Genomic DNA, 18,032 nt, shown 5'->3' with positions numbered 1-18,032 from the left:
CTAGCCGCCTCCCGTGGGATTGCTGGCGGGCGAAACGTAGGTCTGCGGCTGCATGGCCGTGACCTGCCGCTCGATCGCCTCGGCCAGGCCGAACACGCCCTGCCGGCTGGCCACATCGGCCAGGTGCTCGTCACGCATGGTTTCAAACTGTTCCAGGCCGGGCCCGCCGAACAGCTCGTCGCCGCCGAAGTCGGCCGCGCGGGCGCTGGCCAGCATCTGGCGCAGGAAGATCGCCTCGAAAGCCTGCGCGGCCTGCTTCAGCTCTTCGGACGAAGAACCGGCAGGCACCGCGATGGCGCCAGTGGCGATGGCGCCAGTGGAAAGGGACGAAATCAGTGTCACATCACCACCATCTCGGCCTGCAGGGCACCGGCCTGCTTCAGGGCTTCCAGGATCACCACCAGGTCCGATGCGCCCACGCCAAGCATGTTGAGCGCATCGACGATCTCGGACAGGTTGGCCGCGCCCGGCATGGCGACCACGCGGGCCTCCTCCTCCTCGATGCTGATTGTGCTTGCCTCCTCCTGCGCGGTTTCGCCGCGGCTGAAGGGTTCGGGCTGCACGATCAGCGGGTCTTCCTCGATCCGCACCACCAGCTTGCCGTGGCTGATCGCCGCGGGAGACAGGCGGACGGCGGAATTGATCACCACGGTGCCGGTGCGGCTGTTGACGATCACCCGTGCCGGGGTCTGCGCCGGGGTCACCTCGATCATCTCGATCCCGGCGATCATCTCGGCGCGCGCGTCGGAGCCGAAGGGCATGACGATGGACAGCGTCACCGCGTCCACCACCCGCGCCGCGCCGGCATAGCGGGCATTGATCGCATCGCGCATCCGCGCAGCGGTCTGGAAATCGGCGGTGTTCAGGTTGAAGCGCAGCTCGCCCAGCGTGTCGAACCCGGTCGCCACCTCGCGCTCCACGGTCGCGCCATCGGCGATGCGGCCCACGGTGGGCACGTTGACCGACAATTGCGAGCCATCGCGGCCCGACACGCCCAGCCCGCCCACGGCCAGGTTGCCCTGGGCCATCGAATAGATCTGCCCGTCCGCGCCATACAGTGGGGTCAGCACCAGCGACCCGCCGCGCAAGGACCGCGCCTTGCCGATGGCGGACACGGTCACGTCGATCGTCTGGCCCGGCTTGGCGAAGGGCGGCAGCTCGGCAGTTATCATTACCGCGGCGGCGTTCTTCAGGCCGGGGGAGACGCCGGGCGGCAGGGTCAGGCCCATGCGGCCCGACACGCCGCGCATCGCCTCGGTCAGGTATTCGAAGTTGTCATCGCCTGTGCCGTCCAGGCCCACCACGATGCCATAGCCGGTCAACTGGTTGGGCCGCACGCCATCGAAGCTGCCCAGGTCGCGCACGCGCTCGGCATGGGCGGGGGCGGCAGCGGCAAGGGCGGCCAGCACCAGCAGCAGGGCGGAGAGGAACCGGCGCATCAGAACGGGCTCACCATGTTGAAGAACCGGCTGAGCCAGCCCGGCCGGCTGGCCTGGGCAATGGCCCCACGCCCGCCGTGCAGGATCTGAGCGTCGGCAATCCGGCTGCTGGGCACGGTGTTGTCACTGTCGATGTCCGCCAGGCGGACAATGCCGGCAAACTGCACCCATTCCTGCCCCTGGCTCAGGCTCATTTGCCGTTCTCCGACCACCAGCGCGGTCCGGTTGGGCCGCACTTCGGCAATGGTCACCGACACGCTGCCTGCAAGCTGGCTGCGCTGGGTGGCATTGCCCTGCCCGTTGAACGACGCTTCCGCCTCGGCATTAAGGGCATCGGGATTGAGGAAGCCCAGCAGGCCCGCGCTGGGCGGGGTCAGGCTGGCACCGCCCTGGCGCTGGGTGCGCCCGCTGGTGGTGGTGCTGGAGCCGATGTTCTCCACCAGCCGGATCAGCACCACATCGCCCACGCGGCGGGCGCGGGTCCCTTCGTGCAGCGCGGCATAGCCAAGCTCGGCCTGGAAGATCGAGCCGTTCTGCGGGGTGACGATCGGCGGCGCAGGCGGCAGCACGGGATCGAACCCGGCCTGCGGGCGGCCGCCCTCCATGCCGCAGGCGGCAAGCGAGAGGCAGGCAATGGCGATGGTGGCTGAACGCATGGTCATGGAAAGCCTCACAGGGTCTGGTTGGCGTTGCGCAGCATCTCGTCGACGGCGCTGATCATCTTGGAATTGATCTCATAGGCGCGCTGCGCCTCGATCATCTCGACCAGTTCCTCCACCACGTTGACGTTGGAGGACTCCAGCATCCCCTGGCGGATCTGGCCGCGCCCGTTCTCGCCCGGCGCGCCCACGTCGGCGGCCCCGCTGGCGGCGGTTTCCAGCAACAGGTTGTCACCCGTGGCTTGCAGGCCCGCCGGGTTGACGAAGCTGGCCACGGTCAACTGGCCCAGTTCGGCGGGGGCGGCATCGCCTTCCACGATGGCGGTCACCGTGCCGTCCGGCCCGATGGCGATCGACTGCGCGCCCGCCGGCACCTGGATGGCAGGCACCACGGTATAGCCCTGCGCGGTCACCAGCGTGCCTTCGGCAGACAGGGTGAAGTTGCCGGCGCGGGTATAGGCAGTCTGTCCGCCGGGCAGCTCGATCTGGAAGAACCCGTCGCCATCCAGCGCCACGTCCAGGTTGTTGCCGGTGGTGGCCAGCGCGCCCTGCGTATCGACACGGGTGGTGCCCTGCACGGCTACGCCGGTGCCCAGGTTCAGGCCGATGGCATAGGCGGTCTGGTTGCTGCTGCGCTGCCCGGCCACGCGGGCATCGTCATAGGCCAGGGTCTGGAAATTGGCCCGGTCGCGCTTGAAGCCGGTGGTACCGATGTTGGCCAGGTTGTTGGCAATGACGCGCATCCGCGAGTCCTGCGCTTCAAGCCCGGTGCGGGCGACCTGGAGGGCGGAAGTGGGCATGGGGCAATCCTTTCGGGAGGGGTCAGCTCAGCGACATCAGGCGCGCGCTGGCCTGGTCGAGCTGGTCGGCGGTGGAAATCAGCTTGGCACGGCGTTCGAACCCGCGCTGGGCCTCGATCATGTCCACCAGCACGTCGCCGGTGTTCACGTTGCTCTGCTCCAGCGCGCCGACGCTGAGCTCGGCGGTGGGATCGGCGGGCAGTACGCCGCCATCGGGCACGCGCAACTGGCCATCCAGGCCCTTGATCACGGCAGAACCGGCAGGGCTGGCCAGCTTGATCCGGCCCACGGTCTCGGCGGGCGCATCGGGCGCGGCGGGATCGGCGGCAAACACGCTGCCATCGGTGCCGATGGAAACCTGCCAGCCGGGCGGCACCGCGATTGGCCCGCCCTCGCCCATCACCGGCAGGCCGTCGCCGTTGAGGAGGCGACCCGTGACATCGGTCATCAGGTCGCCCCTCCGGGTATAGCCTTCGCCGCCATCGGCAGTCTGCACCGCGATCAGCGCATCGCCGCGCACGGCCACGTCCAGCGGGCGGCCGGTGGGATTGATCTGGCTGGGCGACATGTCCGCCCCGCGCACCGACCCCTGCGCCATGCCGCGCACGTCGAAGGTATCGCCCACCACGCGCATGGCCTGGGTGCTGAAACTCTCCGCCCGGAAACCGGGGGTGCTGGCATTGGCCAGGTTGCTGGAAATGGCCCGCTGCCGGTCCATTGCCGAATTCATGCCGGAAAGGGCAGTGTAGATCAGGCGGTCCATGGCGGGTGCCTCCTCTCAGTCAGGATCAGCTGCGCAGGTTGATGATCGTCTGCGAGAACTGGGTGGCGGTATCGATCGCCTTGGCATTGGCCTGGAAGTTGCGCTGGGCGGTGATCAGGCCGACCATTTCCTCGGCCAGGTCCACATTCGACTTTTCCAGCGATCCGGCCAGCAACTGGCCATTCCGCCCGGTGCCGGGCAACTGGTAAGTGGCGCTGCCGGAAAAGCCGGTGGCCTCCCAGTTGGTGCTCCCCACTGGGCGCAGGCCCGTGGGCGCGGTGAAGGTGGCCAGCGCGGTGCGGCCCACCGAGGTAGTGGAGCCATCGGCATAGGCCGCGTTGATCAGGCCGTTCTTCTCGATGGTGATGCTGGCCAGCGCGGAACCCGCGCCATTGGTTGTGGGGATCACCGCATCCACCGTGGCGGGCACGTTGATCGCCGCCCCCGTGGCATCCACCTCGAACATCTGCAGGCGCTTGCCGGCAAAATCGGTCACCGTGCCGCTGTTGTCGATCTGGAAGCTGCCGTTGCGGGTGAACAGCACCTGGCCGCTTTCCGCGTTCCTGGTGGCAAAGAAGCCGTCGCCATCGATGGCCAGGTCCAGGCTGCGCCCGGTCTGCTCGATCGCGCCCAGGCCGAAGTTCTGGTTGATGCCGGCCACGGTGGCACCGATGCCCTGCGTCATGCGCGGGTTGGCGGCAGAGCCATTGGCGACAATATCCGCAAACTCCACGTTGCTCTTCTTGAAGCCAGTGGTCTCCGCGTTGGCGATGTTGTGGGCGATGGTGGAGAGATCGGTCTGCGAATTCTTCAGGCCGTTCAGCGAGGTGTAGAAGGACGTCATGGGTTCAGGCTCCTCAGGCGGTAGCGGAAGGGGTGGGATTGGCGGCGGTGGCGGCCTGCTGGGCGGCGATCAGCGCATCCATCTTGGCCGAGATGTCGGCCAGGGTGGCGTTGGTCTTGGTTGAGCCGGCGAGCGCGGAGAACTGTGCCATCTGGGCCAGCATGTCCTTGTTATCGACCGGCGAGAGCGGGTCCTGCTGCTGCAACTGGGTGGTCAGCAGCTTCAGGAAATCGCCTTGGTCCAGCGCGTCATTGCTGGTGGTGGGCTTGCCGGCAGCATTGAACTGCGCGAGCGTGGTGGGGGAAATGGTGGTCATCACTTGCTCCGGATGGTGTCGAGCATGAGCTGCTTGGCGGTCTGCATGGCCTCGACAAGGTTCTGGTACTGGCGGCTGGCTTCCATCACTTCGACCATCTCGGTCGTCTCATCGACGGGGGCCTCCCACACGTCGCCATTGGCATCGGCCAGCGGGTGGCCGGGATCATGGCGGCGGGTGGCGGACACATCGGCGCGGCGCACTTCGGCCACGCGCACGCTGCTGAGGCCGCTCTGCTGGTCCAGCTCTTGCTGGAACACCGGGCGCAGGGGGCGGTAGGCATCGGCTTCGTTGCCGGCGACCGACCCGGCATTGGCCAGGTTGGAGGCGGCGGCATTCATCCGCACCATCTGCGCGCTCATGCCGCGCTGGACGATGGAGAACAGCGAAGAAGGACCGGACATGGCTCTATCGTCCTATCGCGTTGCTACTTGAGGACATGGCTCTACTCCCCCTTCAGCGCGCGGGTGATGGTGTTCACCTTGCCCGTGAGGAAGCTGAGCGTGGCCGAATAGGCGACCGCGTTTTCGGCAAAGGCCATCTGCTCGTTGGCCAGTTCCACCGTGTTGCCATCCAGCGATGGCATGGTGGGAAGGCGGAAGCGGGTGGCACCATCGATGGCGGCATCGCGGCTGGCCCCGCCGGTGCGGGCGGCCAGCGCGGCACCAAAGTCGATATCGCGCGCCTTGTAGCCGGGGGTGGCGGCATTGGCGATGTTGGCGGTGATCAGCCCCATCCGCTGCGAGCGCAATTCCAGCGCTGCACCGTGGATGCCGAACAGACGATCGCTCATGGCTGCTTCCTTTTGCTCAGGTTGCGGTTTCTCGCGGTCCTTTCAGCAAGCAGCGTGCCAATTGCGCCTTTGCCGCCTTCATGCGCCCGGAAGCGCCCGCAACCGGCAGCCGCTTGCCGCCACCGGCAGCATATTGCCGCCCTTAATCCGCCCTGCCGGTGCGCCGTTCTGCGGGGACGCGAAGGAGTGGACGGATGGATCTTGCAGCCCTGTTGGACCCGGCCAGCGCCGCAATCGTGCTTGGCGGGACGCTGGCGGCGACCTTGCTGGGCAGCGGCCGGGGCGAGGTTGCGGCCAGCCTTGGAGCCGTGGCCAACCTGTTCCGGCGCCCGTTCGATTACGAACAGGCCCGGGCCGAGATTGCCCGTGACGTGGCGGCCATGCGCAAGGATGGCGTGGTCCGCGCCCACAGCGTCCACAGCACCGACCGCGAGATCCTGTCTGCCACCGAGGCGCTGATCCACGACCGGTCGCTGGCATCACTGGTCGCCACGCACGAGAAGTTTCGCGACGAGCGGATTGCCCGCCGCACCATGGCCATGCGCCCGGTGCTGCTGGCGGCGGAAATGGGGCCGGTGTTCGGCATGGTGGGCACGCTGGTCTCGCTCAGCCAGATGCCGCTGGCCGCGCCGGCCGGCGGATCGATGGTGGGCGGCATCGCCATGGCCGTGCTGACCACGCTCTATGGCCTGGTCCTGGCGCACCTGGCCTGCAACCCGCTGGCCCGGCTGATCGCCCGGCGCGGCGCGCACGAGGAAGCGCAACGGCAGATGCTGATCGACTGGCTGGCACGCCAGCTCGCCGCTGCCGTGCCGCCCGCTGCCCGGCCCCCGGAACCGCGCCTGGAACGGGTGGCATGAGCGATCATCCCGCCACCACCGGCGCGAGCTGGCTGGTGCCGCTGGCCGACCTGTCGATGATCCTGTTCGTGGTCACCGGCGCGGCGCTGGCGCAGCAGGCGGCGCCGGCCGTGCGTCCGCGCGAGGAGGATGGCCGGCCCACCGGCTTCGTCCAGACCGTGCCCGTGGCCATGCTGGCCGACACGCCCGGCGCGCCGCCGCTGGCCCGGTGGCTGGCAGGCCATGCCGGCGATGCCACCGGGCTGGTGACGATCGAAGGCCATTTTGCCGCCGCTGCCGACCGCCCGCAGATCGAGGCCAGGGTAAACACGCTGGCGACCGAGGCGCGTGCCGCCGGGGTGGAGCCGCGCGTGGTGCTGGAACCGGGGGCCGCCAGCCAGGTGGTGACCGTGTTCGCCTATGACCGCGACCCGCAATTGGCACGCGACTTGCTGGAGAACGCGCAACGCTGACAGTTCACAAGGAGCCTGTCCCATGTTGCGCTTTGCCGTTTTCCTGGCTGCCGTGGCCCTGCCCGCAGCCGCCCACGCCCAGTCCCTCGGCTATGCCGATCCCGCCGCCATCGATGCCGAGGTGGCCGCCTTCACCGGCGCTGCACCCGGCACCCCCGGCGGCGCGCGCGGCCCGGTGGACCGCCGCCTGCGGATGACCGCCTGCGGTGGCCCGCTGCAACTCGCCTGGCATGGCCGCGGGGCCAGCATGGTGCGGGTGGAATGCAATGCCACGCAGGCCCCCTGGCGCATCTTCGTGCCGGTCAACACCGGCGGCGAAGTCAACGCCGTTCGCTCGGCCGCCTCGCCCCTGCCGCCGGCCATTGCCCGCGGCCAGGTGCTGACGATCACGCTGCAGGGCCGGGGTTTCTCGATCACCCAGCAGGCCGAGGCGCTGGAGCAGGGGGCCGTGGGCCAGTGGATCCGGGTGCGCCCCGAAGGCAGCCGCGAGGAAGTGCGCGCCCGCGTGGACAGCCCGATCCGCGTCACCATTCCGCTGCACTGAGCGGTGCCCCGAATCCGCTTGGGCGAAAAAATAGCTGAAGCAATCCTTAAACCCGGGCACCGCACGCCGTCCTGCCCTCTGACAGATCAAGCGAAGGAGTGACGGTCATGTCTCTCTACGACGTATCCAGGCTGAATGGCGCCGCACCCTTGCGCCCCGTCAGCCGCGACAGTGCGGCGCGGACCACCGGTGCCCCGCGCCAATCCGGCATCGCCCCGGCCGACCAGGGCGTGACGGTGGAAACCGGCAACCGCGTTTCTGCCGGCAGCGTGCCGGTGGACGGCGACCGGGTGGCCACCATCCGCCAGGCGCTGCGCGACGGCAGCTATCCCATCGTGCCCGCCAGGATCACCGACGCGCTGATTGCCGCGCGCCTGATGTTGAGCACCAACTGATGGGCGAGGTTGTCCTGCACGAGAACGGCCTTGCCGCCAGCCTGCGGCAGATGGTTGCCGCCCTCGATGCCGAGCGGCAAGCCCTTGCCGCGATGAACATCGATGCCCTCGTACTGGCCACCGGCGACAAGCAGCGCCTGTGCGCCGCGCTTGAAGGCCACGCGGCGAACGACGTGGACGCCGAATGCCGAGGCCTGCTGGAAGCGGCCCGCCACCAGAACGAGGTGAACCGCAAGGTTCGCAACCTGCTGGCCGCCAACGTGGCCGCCCGGCTGGACGCGCTCACCCGCTCGCCTGGCCTCTACACAGGACCGCGCGCCCGCACGGCCTGAGTTTGGCACGCAACTTGCTGAATAGTCTGCAGAGACTTTTCGGCAAGGAACCCGCCACCAATGAGCAATCCGCTCGGCACCAACCAGGTCCTGCAAGGCGCGCAACCTGCGCGCAGCCAGCGCACGCAGGCGGCCATTGCCGATGCGGCGCAGCGCACCGGGGTGGATTTCGGCTACCTGCTGGCCCAGGCGCGCATCGAAAGCGGGCTGAACCCCGCCGCCCGCGCCCGCACCTCCAGCGCCACCGGCCTGTTCCAGTTCCTTGACCAGACCTGGCTCGCCACGCTTGACCGGCACGGCGAGCGGCTGGGCTTTGGCCAGCTGGCCCAGGCAATCGATACCAGCGGCGGGCGCGCCCGCATCACCGATCCGGCCATGCGCGAGGCGATCATGGGCCTGCGCTATGATCCCGGAGCCTCGGCCCTGATGGCTGGCGCGCTGGCGGGGGACAACACCGCCGCGCTGGAGCAGGTGCTGGGCCGCACGCCCGATGCCAGCGAGCTCTACCTTGCCCATTTCTTGGGTCCGGACGGGGCCAGCCGGATGCTGACCACTCTCCAGACCGCGCCCGATACGCCCGCCGCCAGCCTGCTGCCCAGCGCCGCGCACGCCAACCGCGGCATCTTCTATGGCGAAGGCGGTGCCGCCCGCTCGGTCGCGCAAGTGATGGGTGTGATCCGCAGCCGGATGGCGAATGCCATGGAACAGGGCTTCGAGCTGCCCGCCGGCTCGCTGGATACCGTCCCGCTGCCCGGCCAGCCCAATGGCCAGCCGCAACGCACGTTCTCCACCCCGGCCCTGCCGCAGGTGGCTTCCCTGCCGCCGCCCGGCAGCGGATCGATGGCCGACCTGATCGGCCAGACCTTCGGCAATAGCGGCAACTCACCCGCGCAGGCCCACGTGCGCCGCGCCTATGCCCGCCTTTCGGCGCTGGGGATGTAACCGATGAAGCTTCCGCTCCCCTCCGCCGCCCTGATCCTGCCGGCCGGCATCCTGGCGCTGATCGCCATGATGGTGCTGCCCATCCCCACGCTGCTGCTGGACATATTCTTCGTGTTCAATATCGCGCTGTCCATCGGCGTGCTGATGGCCGCGCTGAATGCGAGGAAGCCGCTCGATTTCTCGTCCTTCCCCACCGTCCTGCTGTTCGCCACCCTGCTGCGCCTGTCGCTGAACGTCGCTTCCACCCGCGTGGTGCTGGTCCACGGGCACGAGGGCGAAGCGGCCGCCGGCCACGTGATCGAGGCCTTTGCTGCCTTCCTGGTGGGCGGCAACTTTGCCGTGGGCCTGTTCGTCTTCGTGATCCTGCTGATCATCAACATGGTGGTGATCACCAAGGGCGCAGGCCGCGTGTCGGAAGTGTCCGCCCGCTTCACGCTGGATGCCCTGCCCGGCAAGCAGATGGCGATCGATGCCGATATCGCCGCCGGTTTGATGACGGCCGAGGAAGCCAAGGCTCGCCGCGCCGAAGTGGCGACCGAGGCGGATTTTTATGGCGCGATGGACGGCTCTTCCAAGTTCGTGAAGGGCGATGCCATTGCCGCGCTGCTGATCCTGTTCGTCAACGTGATCGGCGGCTTTGCCCTGGGCATGATCAGTCACGGCCTTTCTGCCGGCGATGCGGCGCAGACCTATATCTCGCTGGCCGTGGGCGATGCGCTGGTGGCGCAGGTGCCCGCGCTGCTGCTGTCGATTGCCGCTGCCGCCATCGTTACCCGCGTGTCCGACAGCAGCGACCTGGTCGGCCAGATCGGGCGGCAATTTGCCGATCCCGGCAGCTGGTTGCCGGTGGCGCTGGTGCTGGGCGCGGTGGGGCTGGTGCCGGCCATGCCGCAAATGATCTTCCTGCCCGCTGCCGGCCTTGCCTTCTGGCTCTATCGCACGCTCAAGAAAAAGCTGGCCGTGGCGCAGGTGGTGCAGGAACCCGCCCCGGTGGACGAGCCGCAGCGCATCGCCATCACCGATGTGATGGATGCCACGCTGGTCACGCTGGAAGTGGGCTTTGCCCTGGTCCACCTGGTGGAGGAAGCGCGCGGATCGCCGCTGGTCGCGCGAATCACCGGGGTCCGCAAGCAACTGAGCCAGAGCTTCGGCTTCGTGGTCCCGCAGTTCCGCATCCGCGACAGCCTGGACCTGCCGGCCAACACCTATCGCGTGCTGTTGGGCGGCGTGGAGCTGGCCCGGGCCGAGGCGCGCGCCGACATGATCCTGGCGATCGACACCGGCGAGGTCCGCCCCGGCCACCAGGTCCACGGCGAGCCCACGCGCGATCCCAGCTTCGGCTGCCCCGCCCTGTGGGTGCCTGCATCAGAGCGCGACCACGCGATTGCCGAGGGTTTCCTGACGGTGGAGGCCGACACGGTCATCGCCACCCACATCAACCAGCTCCTGTCCGCCCGGCCCGACCTGCTGCTGGGGCCGGAGGAAGTGCGCGCGATCATCGATGCCGTGCGCGACAAGGCCCCCGGCATTGCCGAGGCGATCCATCCCGATCCGCTGTCGCTGGCCGCGCTCACCCGCTTCCTGCGCGCGCTGCTGGCCGATGGCATATCGTTGGGCCACCCGCTGCCGATCCTTTCCAGCCTGGCGCTGGGGCTGCAGCGGACCAAGGATTTCGATGCGCTGATCGACCATGTCCGCGCCGACTTGGGCGGCTGGCTGGTGGGCCAGGTGTGCCCGCCCGGCGAGCGGCTGGGCGTGCTGACGCTGGATGCCGCGCTGGAAGGCGCGATCCTGGGCGGGATGAAGGATCCTGCCACCGGCCAGCCGATCATCGAGCCCGATTGCGCGCGCATGATCGCCGACGAGGTAGGCCGCCTGTGTTCCATGCAGGAGCCGGGCCGCAACCTGGCGCTGATCGTCCAGCCGCCGGCCCGCCGGTCGCTGGCCGCGCTGCTGCGCCAGCGGGTACCGCACTGCCTGGTGCTGTCGATTGCCGAACTGCCCGCCACCCAGCCGGTGGAGGTCGTCGCCGTGATCGGCGGCGAGCCGCGCCAGCTGGACCTCCAACCCCATGATCCCGAACCCGAGGTGCTGGCCGCATGAAACACGACCAATCCGCCTTTGCCGCCCCCCGCACTGCCGCTGCCGCCGCCTATGGCCGGCCGGTCCGCGACCTGGTGGAGGACCGCGTCCGCCGCTTCGTGCCGATGGTGCGCAAGGCCGCCTGGCACATCCACGGTGCCGGGCGTGACGGGCTGGAGATCGAGGACCTGATGCAGGCAGGCTACATCGCCCTCACCGAAGCGGCCCGCAACCACGAGGGGCCCAACGAGGACGGCTTTGCCGCCTATGCCAAGATCCGCGTGCGCGGGGCCATGTTCGACCTGGTGCGCAAGGCCATGCCCGAAAGCCGGGGCCAGGTGCGCCGCCGCCGCCAGCTTGAGGATGCGCGCGGGCGCCTGCGCCAGGAACTGGGCCGCGCGCCGACGATGGCCGAACTGGCCGCCCGGCTGGACGTGTCCGTGGCCGAGCTTGCCGGGTGGAGCGATGCCGAGGTGCAGATCGCCTCGCTTGATGAAAGCTATGACGATCGCAACGCCGCCTTCGCCAGCGACATGCCGGACCCCTTTGCCGTTCTGTGCGAGCTGCAGGACATCGAGCGGCTCGGCCGCGCGATGGTGGACCTGCCCGAACGGCTGCAACTGGTGCTGCAACTGTTCTTCGTGGAGGAACTGAACCTCACCGAGATTGCCGAGGTGCTGGAAGTCAGCGTGCCGCGCGTCCACCAGTTGAAGGCGCAGGCCATGCTGAAGCTGCGCGCGCTGATGGAGCGGGACGAGGCGGACTGAGCGACGCGCCGCTGCCAGCCCTGGCCAGCAAAAAGGGGGCTTTTGCCCCCTTTCCTAATGCCAGATCTCGTTCTCCCCGACCTGTTCGGGCGGGCTATCGGTATAGGCTTCAAGGTGCGCGAAGCGTTCGCGCAGGCTGTCCAGCCGCAGGCGGGCAATGCCGGTGGCGGGACTTTCCGCAGCCAGTAGGTCGGCCAGGCCGCACAGCTTCTGCGCCACCAGGTCGATGGCCTGCAGGCTGGGCATGTGCCCCTGCGCCAGCGCCGGATCCCGGCACAGCGCACTGCCCAGGGCTTCCACCTCATAGGACAGCTCGGCCAGCAGTTCTGCCGCTCCCAGGGCCAGCAGCCGGTGGGGCGTGACGTGGTTCACGCCGCCATGTCCAGCGGCTCGTCGCGGGCCAGGGTGGCCAGGTCCAGCACGATTACCATGTCATCGCCCAGCGGGGCCAGGCCTTCGATGAAGCGGTCGATGCCGTCGCTGGCGCCGCCTTCGGGCTGTTGCAGCGAATCCGCCGGCAGGGCCACGATGTCGTTCACGCTGTGGACGATCAGCCCGCGGGTCTGCCCGCCGATGCTGGTGACGATGATCGGATTGCGCGGGGTCGCCTGGGTGGGCCCCCAGCCCAGCCGCGCGGCGAGGTCGAAAACCGGCAGCACGGTGCCGCGCAGGTTGACCACGCCGGCGACGTAATCGGGCACCTGCGGCAGGCGGGTGACGGGCGACCAGGCGCGGATCTCGCGGATCGCCATGATGTCCAGGCCGAAGAGCTGGTCGGCAACCTGGAAGGTGATGAGTTCGCGGTGCGACATGGTGACGGTTACTCCTGTCTGGATCAGTGGGCCACGCGCCGCACGGCGCTGGCAAGCTTGGCGGCATCGAACGGCTTGACGATCCAGCCGGTGGCACCGGCCTGGCGGGCGCGCTGTTTCTTCTCGTCGGAACTTTCGGTGGTCAGCACGAGGATCGGCTTGTCCCGGTGCAGCGGGCCGGCGCGCAACTGCTCGATCAGGCCGAAGCCGTCCAGGCGGGGCATGTTGATGTCGGTGATCACCAGGTCGACCTCGTTGGTCTCCAGCCACTCCAGCGCCACCTGGCCGTCCTCGGCCTGCTCCACCTCGAAGCCGCTTTGCGTCAGTGCGTGCAACAGCAGCGCGCGCATCGATGCGCTGTCGTCCACGGTAAGGATGCGGGTTGTCTTGGTCATGGGTACGTACCTCGCTCAGAACAGTTCGACTTCGCCGAGCGCGGTGGGCGGGCGGCGGGTGGGTTGCGGCGCGGCGATGGCTTTCGCCTCAGTATTCTTGCAGCGGACCTGGCCGGATGCGGGGCGGAAATGGACCCGCCGGGCGCAGGTGCCGCCCAGGTCTGCATTGACCAGCCCGATCCCTTCCTGCTGCAGGAACCTGCGGGCAAATTCGGCATTTATCGCGCCGATCTGCTGGATCGTGTGGTAGAAGTTGGCCCCGCCGAACAGGCGCGCCTTCATCCGCCCCTTTACCGCGCCGCAGCCGATCATGCGGTTGATCAGCAGCTCCATCAGGTAGAGGCCATAGTGCTCGTCGAAATCGCCGCTGCTGCGCTGGTGTTCGGGCGGTTCGGCCAGCAGGAAATGGTTCATGCCGCCGATGCGGGCGACCGGATCGTACAGGCAGGTGGCCACGCAACTTCCCAGCACGGTCGTCAACTCTACATCGGGATCGGCCGAAGTGCGCACCTCGCCCTGGATCACCGCAATGCGCTTGACCGGTGAAGAGCGGGTTTCGAAGGGGGTCATTAGCGTCATCAGGCGGCCTTCCTGCCCAGAACATGATCGGCAATGCGGCCGAGCGGGGCGACGATCTCTGCCGCACCCAGCGATATGGCGGCGCGCGGCATACCGAAGACCACGCTGCTCGCCTCGTCCTGGGCGATGGTCAGCGCGCCCTTCTGCTGCATGGCCAGCAGGCCCTCGGCCCCGTCCTTGCCCATGCCGGTCAGCAACACGCCAACGGCATCGGGCACGTCCAGCGCGGCGATGGAATGGAACAGCGCATCCACGCTGGGCCGGTGGCCGCTGACCAGCCCGCCATCACGCAGCACGGTGCGATAGGAGCCGTTGCCGGCGCGGCCCAGCAGCAGGTGCCGGTCGCCACCGGGGGCGAGGTAGATCTTGCCGCGTTCCAGCCGGGTATCGCTGGTGGCCAGCACCACCTGGGCGCGGGTCACCTGGTCAAGCGATTCCGCGATGGCTGCGGCAAAGCGGGCGTTGACGTGCTGCACGATCAGCGTGGGCGGGCAATCGGTGCCGAATTCGGGCAGCAGGCTGCGCAGGGCCTCCACCCCGCCGGTGGACGAACCGATGGCGACCAGGCTGGTGGCCGTCTGCGTGGACTTGCGCACCTGGGCTTCCACCTGCGGCGAGACCGGCCAGGCCGGGCCGAACCTCACCTGTCCCGCCTCGCGCACCAGCGCGGCCAGCGCGCCCTGGTCGTGCAGCAGCAGGCTGCCCGAACGGTCTGCTTTGGCATAGCAACTGACCGCCCCCAGGGCGAGCGCGCGGGCCGCGTTGGCCGTTCCCGCCTGGGTGGACCCGGAGACGATGATCACCGGCATCGGCCGCAGCCGCATGATCTTTTCCAGGAAGGTGAGGCCGTCCATCCCCGGCATCTCGATGTCCAGCGTCAGCACGTCGGGGTCGAGCAGCTTGATCAGTTCGCGCGCTTCCACCGCGTTGCAGGCGCTGCCCACCACGCGAATATCCGGCTCGTCCTCCAGCCGCGCCTGCAACAGCGCGCGCATGGTGGCGGAATCGTCGACGATCAGGACGCGGATCATGCCGCCCTCCGGCGATAGACGGTGGGGCCGGCGATATCGAGCAGCGCGCTGCCCGGGCCGCTGACCCGTTCGGAGTGGCCGATGTAGAGGTAGCCGCCCGGTGCCAGTTGCTGCGCCAGGCGGTGGATCAGCCGCTCCTTGGTGGGCACATCAAAATAGATCATCACGTTGCGGCAGAAGATTGCATCGAACACGCCGCGCATCGGCCAGTCTCCCAGCAGATTGAGTTCGCGGAAGCTGACCAGCCGGCGCAGGTCATCGCTGATCGTGGCCACGCCGTCGCGTACCGCTACCCAGGTCTTGCGCAGATCGGCAGGCACCGGATCAAGCGCTGCGGGATCGTATTGCGCGGCCACGGCGCGGGCGACGGCGTGGGGCGCCAGGTCGGTGGCCAGGAACCGCAGGTTGCCGCCCGCCAGCTTCAGGCCGGGGCCCTTTTCCGGACCCAGCAGCGTCATGGCCAGGGTCCAGACTTCCTCGCCGCTGGAACACGCGGCCGACCACAGCCGCACCCGCTGGCCTGCGGCCAGGGCCTTCAGCAGGCCGGGCCGCACTTCCAGCCCGAAGTGCTCGTAATGGTGCGGCTCGCGATTGAAGTAGGTGTGGTTGGTGGTCAGCGCGGCAATCGTCCTGGCACGCCATTGCGGCTGCTGCGGCAGGCTGTCGAGGAACAGCGAGAAGGCACCCAGCCCGCTCTCCCGCACCAGCGGGGCCAGCCGGGAATAGACCAGCATGCGCTTGGCATCGCCGATCACGATGCCCGCTTCAGCATGGATCATGCGCGAGACGCGCTCGAAATCGGCGACCGAATAGATGTCCGGGCTGATCCCCGGAACGCACGGTTCACCGCCTGCAGCGCGGCCGGGAGCAATGGCGGGACCGGCGCTCATGCCGCCTCCAGTTGCGCGGGTGGCCGCGAATGGCTGGCGACAAGCTGGTCCACGTCCAGGATCAGGGCCACGCGGCCGTCACCCATGATCGTGGCCCCGGCCACGCCGTCGACATGGCAATAGTGCCGCTCCAGGCTCTTGATCACGAACTGGCGCTGGTCGGTAATGGCATCCACGGCCAGCGCGGCGCGGCCCGAGTTACCCGTTTCCACCACGATCAGGACACCCGCCTGCTTGTCCACCCCGGTGCGGTGGTCGCCCAGGGCCTGGCACAGGGGCACCACCGGGATGAACCGCCCGCGCACGTTCAACATCTGCCGCCCGCTGCCCACGCCTTTCAGCTCGGCCTCCGCCGGACGCAGGCTCTCCACCACGTGGGCCAGCGGCACCACCAGGGTCTGGTCACCCACCTCCACGATCATGCCATCGGAAATGGCCAGGGTCAGCGGCAGGGCCAGAACAAAGGCCGTGCCATGCTCCGGCACGCTCTCGATGGTGATGCGGCCGCCAAGGTCCTTCACGTTCTGGCGCACCACATCCATCCCCACGCCGCGGCCCGAGATGTTCGACACCGCCTGCGCTGTGGAGAACCCGGGGGCGAAGATCAGCAAGTCGATCTCTTCGTCGGACGGGGTAGCATTGGCGGCCACCAACCCGCGTTCGCGCGCCTTGGCCAGCACACGGGCCCGGTCGATCCCGCGCCCGTCATCGGCAATACGGATCAGCACGCGGCCGGCGCGCTGTTCGGCGGACAGGGTCAGCGTCCCCTCAGCGCTCTTGCCGGCGGCCAGCCGTTCCTCCGGCGTCTCGATACCGTGGTCAACGGCGTTGCGGATCAGGTGGGTCAGCGGCTCGCCCAGCCGCTCGATCACGGTCTTGTCCAGCTCGGTGGTCTCGCCGCTCACCTCCAGCCGGACCCGTTTGCCGGTGGAGCTGCCCAGTTCGCGCAGCAGGCGCGGCACACGGCCGAACACCGTGTCGATCGGCTGGGCCCGGAAGGCCATGGCGCTTTCCTGGATGTCGCGCACCAGCACGTCCAGCGTGCCCAGTTCCTCCACGTTGGCCAGGTTGGCATGGCCCAGCCGCTGGGCCAGCATGGCCTGGGCAATCACCAGCTCGCCCACCGTATCGATCAGCCGGTCCAGCTTGGCGAGGTCGATGCGGACCGACTGGCCGGGCGCAGCAGCGGCGGCACGCGGGGCAGCCGCAGCGGACGCGGCAGGCTTGTCCGGCCCACCTGCAGAGACACTCGCCACGGGCACCGGCGGCGGCGGGGCAGCCAGCCGCAGGGCCGGGCGCGGCGCATCTGCTCCGATGGCCAGATCGCAATCCTCGCCGAGGAAGTCGAATAGCTCGCGCAGGGCATCCTCGCTGACCGTGGCCGGCATGGCAAAGGTCCATACGAGGTAGCCCTGCGCCGGATCGAACTTGTCGAGATCGGGCAGGTCCGCCGTGTCGCAGGCCAGGCACTGGCCGCCCAGGGCCACCAACTCGCGCAGCAGCAGCACCGGCTCGCTGCCGTTCAGCATGGCCCCGGCGTGCGGGCGGACCTGGACCAGCCATTCTTTCTCCGGCACGGTTTCAGCCGGCTCGTCACCCAGTCCGTCGAGCAGGGCATCGAGGTCGAAATCGTCCGCCGCCGCAGGCGCCGGGGCAACAACCGGCACCGGCACCGCCGCAGCGAAGGCGGCTGCCTTGCCCTGGTTGGCCGCCATGGCCGCTTCCAGCTCGGCTAGCAGCGCGGCATCGGCCGGCGGATCGCCGCCTTCGCGCGCGGCCGTCACATGGTCGCTCACCGTGTCGAGCGCGCGCAGCAACAGGTCCACCAGGTGAGGCTCGATCGCCACCGTGCAGTCGCGCACGTCGCTCAACAGGGTTTCGAAAATGTGGGTGAAGCCCTGCAGCGGCCAATAGCCGAAGGCCCCGGCGCCGCCCTTGATCGAGTGCACGCCGCGGAACACGGCGTTGATCGTATCATCGTCGTGCGTGCCTTCCTGGCAGGCGGCAAGGCCCGCTTCAGCCAGTTGCAGCGATTCCTCGCACTCGACGAAGAAGATATCGGTCAGGTCCTTGGGAGTCATTGCGCGGCCCCTTCCAGCAGGCGCGGGCCAAGGCCCACCTTGCGCACCATGTCGGCCAGGGCGGCAGACGGGCTGCCCAGCGGTCGGCCGCCAAGCACCACCAGCAGCACCTGGAGCATCGCCTGGCCCACGGATTCAACCGCGATGCCATCGATGGCCAGGTCCGCCGTGCCCTGCTCGCGCGCTTGGGCAAGCACGGCGAGCGCGGCTTCGCGGGTACACTGGGGTGGCAGGGTAATCGTGGTCATGGGCATGC

At 68.8% G+C, this 18,032-nt stretch carries 25 protein-coding genes; 8 read left to right on the top strand and 17 right to left on the bottom strand.

Annotated features, from left to right (window positions below; translation table 11 throughout):
• Genes GRI99_RS05785 through flgB form a run of 9 tightly spaced genes read right to left on the bottom strand, consistent with a single transcriptional unit; the run spans position 1 to position 5,614 of the window.
• Positions 1-342 (bottom strand): rod-binding protein, encoded by a 342-nt coding sequence (locus tag GRI99_RS05785; protein ID WP_160771090.1) that lies wholly within the window; start codon positions 340-342, stop codon positions 1-3.
• Complete coding sequence (locus GRI99_RS05780) at positions 339-1,439, bottom strand: flagellar basal body P-ring protein FlgI (protein ID WP_160771089.1); 1,101 nt, start codon at positions 1,437-1,439, stop codon at positions 339-341. The genes GRI99_RS05785 and GRI99_RS05780 overlap by 4 nt, the downstream gene beginning before the upstream one ends.
• Entirely contained in the window at positions 1,439-2,101 is a 663-nt protein-coding gene (locus tag GRI99_RS05775) for a flagellar basal body L-ring protein FlgH (RefSeq protein ID WP_237438169.1), read from the bottom strand. The genes GRI99_RS05780 and GRI99_RS05775 overlap by 1 nt, the downstream gene beginning before the upstream one ends.
• A gap of 8 nt (positions 2,102-2,109) precedes the next feature.
• Positions 2,110-2,898 carry a flagellar basal-body rod protein FlgG gene (flgG, locus tag GRI99_RS05770; protein WP_160771088.1) on the bottom strand — a complete coding sequence of 263 codons (789 nt, stop codon included), beginning with the start codon at positions 2,896-2,898 and terminating at the stop codon, positions 2,110-2,112.
• Between the two features lie 22 nt (positions 2,899-2,920).
• Positions 2,921-3,661 (bottom strand): flagellar basal body rod protein FlgF, encoded by a 741-nt coding sequence (locus tag GRI99_RS05765; RefSeq protein ID WP_160771087.1) that lies wholly within the window; start codon positions 3,659-3,661, stop codon positions 2,921-2,923.
• A 25-nt stretch (positions 3,662-3,686) separates the two neighbouring features.
• On the bottom strand, positions 3,687-4,505 hold the full coding sequence (locus GRI99_RS05760; protein ID WP_160771086.1) for a flagellar hook-basal body protein: 819 nt from the start codon (positions 4,503-4,505) through the stop codon (positions 3,687-3,689).
• Between the two features lie 13 nt (positions 4,506-4,518).
• A complete protein-coding gene (locus GRI99_RS05755) occupies positions 4,519-4,821 on the bottom strand; it encodes a flagellar hook assembly protein FlgD (RefSeq protein WP_160771085.1) in 303 nt (100 codons plus the stop codon).
• A complete protein-coding gene (gene flgC / locus GRI99_RS05750) occupies positions 4,821-5,225 on the bottom strand; it encodes a flagellar basal body rod protein FlgC (protein WP_160771084.1) in 405 nt (134 codons plus the stop codon). Before flgC ends, GRI99_RS05755 begins: the two co-directional genes overlap by 1 nt.
• A 41-nt stretch (positions 5,226-5,266) precedes the next feature.
• Positions 5,267-5,614: a flagellar basal body rod protein FlgB gene (flgB, locus tag GRI99_RS05745; protein ID WP_160771083.1), complete on the bottom strand. Its 348-nt coding sequence runs from the start codon at positions 5,612-5,614 to the stop codon at positions 5,267-5,269.
• Between the two features lie 194 nt (positions 5,615-5,808).
• Here flgB and GRI99_RS05740 point away from each other — a divergent pair, with 194 nt between their 5' ends.
• The 8 genes from GRI99_RS05740 to GRI99_RS05705 all read left to right on the top strand — a co-directional run bounded on the left by GRI99_RS05740 (position 5,809) and on the right by GRI99_RS05705 (position 11,988).
• The gene (locus tag GRI99_RS05740) at positions 5,809-6,474 is read left to right on the top strand and encodes a MotA/TolQ/ExbB proton channel family protein (RefSeq protein WP_160771082.1); all 666 of its coding nucleotides are present in this window, start codon (positions 5,809-5,811) and stop codon (positions 6,472-6,474) included.
• Positions 6,471-6,926 carry a hypothetical protein gene (locus GRI99_RS05735; RefSeq protein ID WP_160771081.1) on the top strand — a complete coding sequence of 152 codons (456 nt, stop codon included), beginning with the start codon at positions 6,471-6,473 and terminating at the stop codon, positions 6,924-6,926. The genes GRI99_RS05740 and GRI99_RS05735 overlap by 4 nt, the downstream gene beginning before the upstream one ends.
• Before the next feature lie 22 nt (positions 6,927-6,948).
• A complete protein-coding gene (locus GRI99_RS05730) occupies positions 6,949-7,470 on the top strand; it encodes a flagella basal body P-ring formation protein FlgA (protein ID WP_160771080.1) in 522 nt (173 codons plus the stop codon).
• A gap of 107 nt (positions 7,471-7,577) precedes the next feature.
• A complete protein-coding gene (locus tag GRI99_RS05725) occupies positions 7,578-7,865 on the top strand; it encodes a flagellar biosynthesis anti-sigma factor FlgM (protein ID WP_160771079.1) in 288 nt (95 codons plus the stop codon).
• Positions 7,865-8,197, top strand: a complete 333-nt coding sequence (locus tag GRI99_RS05720; protein WP_237438168.1) for a flagellar protein FlgN — start codon at positions 7,865-7,867, stop codon at positions 8,195-8,197. The genes GRI99_RS05725 and GRI99_RS05720 overlap by 1 nt, the downstream gene beginning before the upstream one ends.
• 60 nt (positions 8,198-8,257) lie before the next feature.
• Positions 8,258-9,139, top strand: coding sequence for a transglycosylase SLT domain-containing protein (locus GRI99_RS05715; protein WP_160771078.1), 882 nt, complete (start codon positions 8,258-8,260; stop codon positions 9,137-9,139).
• 3 nt (positions 9,140-9,142) lie between these two features.
• The gene (locus GRI99_RS05710; RefSeq protein ID WP_160771077.1) at positions 9,143-11,242 is read left to right on the top strand and encodes a flagellar biosynthesis protein FlhA; all 2,100 of its coding nucleotides are present in this window, start codon (positions 9,143-9,145) and stop codon (positions 11,240-11,242) included.
• Positions 11,239-11,988, top strand: a complete 750-nt coding sequence (locus tag GRI99_RS05705) for a sigma-70 family RNA polymerase sigma factor (RefSeq protein ID WP_160771076.1) — start codon at positions 11,239-11,241, stop codon at positions 11,986-11,988. Before GRI99_RS05710 ends, GRI99_RS05705 begins: the two co-directional genes overlap by 4 nt.
• Before the next feature lie 54 nt (positions 11,989-12,042).
• Here the strand turns inward: GRI99_RS05705 and GRI99_RS05700 are convergent, their stop codons facing one another.
• Genes GRI99_RS05700 through GRI99_RS05665 form a run of 8 tightly spaced genes read right to left on the bottom strand, consistent with a single transcriptional unit; the run spans position 12,043 to position 18,024 of the window.
• A complete protein-coding gene (locus GRI99_RS05700; protein ID WP_202392962.1) occupies positions 12,043-12,360 on the bottom strand; it encodes a hypothetical protein in 318 nt (105 codons plus the stop codon).
• On the bottom strand, positions 12,357-12,800 hold the full coding sequence (locus GRI99_RS05695) for a chemotaxis protein CheW (protein WP_160771075.1): 444 nt from the start codon (positions 12,798-12,800) through the stop codon (positions 12,357-12,359). The genes GRI99_RS05700 and GRI99_RS05695 overlap by 4 nt, the downstream gene beginning before the upstream one ends.
• Before the next feature lie 23 nt (positions 12,801-12,823).
• A complete protein-coding gene (locus tag GRI99_RS05690; RefSeq protein WP_160771074.1) occupies positions 12,824-13,195 on the bottom strand; it encodes a response regulator in 372 nt (123 codons plus the stop codon).
• A 15-nt stretch (positions 13,196-13,210) separates the two neighbouring features.
• On the bottom strand, positions 13,211-13,774 hold the full coding sequence (locus tag GRI99_RS05685) for a chemotaxis protein CheD (RefSeq protein WP_237438167.1): 564 nt from the start codon (positions 13,772-13,774) through the stop codon (positions 13,211-13,213).
• Entirely contained in the window at positions 13,774-14,805 is a 1,032-nt protein-coding gene (locus GRI99_RS05680; RefSeq protein ID WP_160771073.1) for a protein-glutamate methylesterase/protein-glutamine glutaminase, read from the bottom strand. Before GRI99_RS05680 ends, GRI99_RS05685 begins: the two co-directional genes overlap by 1 nt.
• Entirely contained in the window at positions 14,802-15,695 is an 894-nt protein-coding gene (locus GRI99_RS05675) for a CheR family methyltransferase (RefSeq protein ID WP_160771072.1), read from the bottom strand. Before GRI99_RS05675 ends, GRI99_RS05680 begins: the two co-directional genes overlap by 4 nt.
• A complete protein-coding gene (locus GRI99_RS05670) occupies positions 15,692-17,776 on the bottom strand; it encodes a chemotaxis protein CheA (RefSeq protein WP_160771071.1) in 2,085 nt (694 codons plus the stop codon). Before GRI99_RS05670 ends, GRI99_RS05675 begins: the two co-directional genes overlap by 4 nt.
• Positions 17,773-18,024: a hypothetical protein gene (locus GRI99_RS05665; protein WP_160771070.1), complete on the bottom strand. Its 252-nt coding sequence runs from the start codon at positions 18,022-18,024 to the stop codon at positions 17,773-17,775. Before GRI99_RS05665 ends, GRI99_RS05670 begins: the two co-directional genes overlap by 4 nt.
• Between the last annotated feature and the right edge of the window lie 8 nt (positions 18,025-18,032).

The organism is Alteraurantiacibacter buctensis (genome assembly GCF_009827655.1).
GTDB classification, from domain to species: domain Bacteria; phylum Pseudomonadota; class Alphaproteobacteria; order Sphingomonadales; family Sphingomonadaceae; genus Alteraurantiacibacter; species Alteraurantiacibacter buctensis.
The sequence above is the reverse complement of the archived record's forward strand: the minus strand, read 5'-3'. Positions and strand labels throughout refer to the sequence as shown.